The sequence below is a fragment of the Bacillus sp. N12A5 genome, assembly GCF_026790125.1.
Lineage (GTDB): Bacteria > Bacillota > Bacilli > Bacillales > Bacillaceae > Bacillus.
The window spans coordinates 1-1,348 of sequence record NZ_JALAMR010000034.1 but is presented as its reverse complement, the minus strand read 5'-3'; the positions used below and the strand labels follow the sequence as shown (position 1 = coordinate 1,348).

General features: G+C 56.3%; 1 protein-coding gene. It reads right to left on the bottom strand.

The features are described 5' to 3' along the window. The coding region (locus tag MOC09_RS20040; RefSeq protein WP_268371685.1) for an amino acid adenylation domain-containing protein at nt 1–1,348 on the bottom strand (1,348 nt) is incomplete at both ends.

Here is a 1,348-nt window from a genome sequence, read left to right as displayed (position 1 = left end):
CGCTTTGTATTCTCCGCTTCCCGCTTCGATGTCCGGCTCAGGCAAGGCTTTTCGGTCCACCTTTCCGTTTGCGGTAACCGGAAGCTCGTTCAGCGTCATCCAGAAGGCCGGGATCATGTAGTCCGGCAGGGTTTCCTTCAGTGCAGATTTCAGCGCTTCTATGTCAGCTGTTTCCGGTGTGACATACGCCGCGATCGCTGTATTTCCGCCTTTATCCTTGACGGCTGTCACCGCCGCATCCTGCACCTCAGAAAGCTGGGCGAGCTGAACTTCGATTTCTGACAGCTCGATCCGGTAGCCGCGGACTTTGACCTGCTGGTCGATTCGGCCGATGTACTCGATGCCGCCGTTCACCCATTTCACCAAATCGCCGGTGCGGTACATGCGTTCACCCGGCACAAACGGATCAGCGACAAACCGCTTCGCGGTTTCGTCTTCCCGGTTCAGATAGCCGCGCGCCAATCCGCGCCCTGCCACGCAAAGCTCTCCGGCTACACCTTCCGGCTGAACCTGCTGGCCCTCGCCGAGAATGTACACTCTCGTATTGGCGATCGCCTGCCCAATGGAAAGCGAGCCTTCCTCCGGATTGATTTCTGTGCTTGTGGCAACGACCGTGTTTTCTGTCGGCCCGTAGTTGTTGATGAGTTTGTACGGCTTTTTCACGGCGCGCTTCAGCTTGTCTCCGCCTGTCAAGAGAACACGGAGTGATGTGTTCTCAAGCTCCATGAACTGTTCTGCCAGCTGCGTCGGCAGGAACGTGATCGTCACGCCGTTCGTTTCGAAATAGTCGTTCAGGCGGACGATATCCAGGCGGATCGCTTCATCAATGACGTGAAGCTCGGCGCCGATGGTCCAGGTCGGGAACATCTCCCAAATGGAGGCATCGAATCCAAAGCCCGCATACTTCGCACTGCGGTCCTCCGCTCTCATATTAAACGCGTCATGATGCCAGAAGCACAGGTTCACAAGCGCATGGTGCTCGACCATAACACCCTTCGGCTGTCCGGTCGTTCCAGATGTGTAAATCATGTACGCGAGGTTCTCTGCGTCTGCATCCGTCTCTGGATTTTCCTCGTCGTTTTCATCAAGCGGCAGGCTTAGAATCGTGCGGCTTCCGTCGAGAAGAATGACATCTCCCGTAAAGCTGTCCGGCACTGAAATCCCCTCTTGCTTCAAGAGAAGCTTCGCGCCGCTGTCCTGTAAAATATAGTCAATCCGCTGATCAGGATAGTCAGGATCAATCGGCACAAACGCCGCTCCGGCTTTCAAGACGCCGAGCACCGCAGCGGACATTTCAAGCGACGGCTTCGTGAGAACGCCAATGCGCTCATCCGGGCTGATGCCGCAG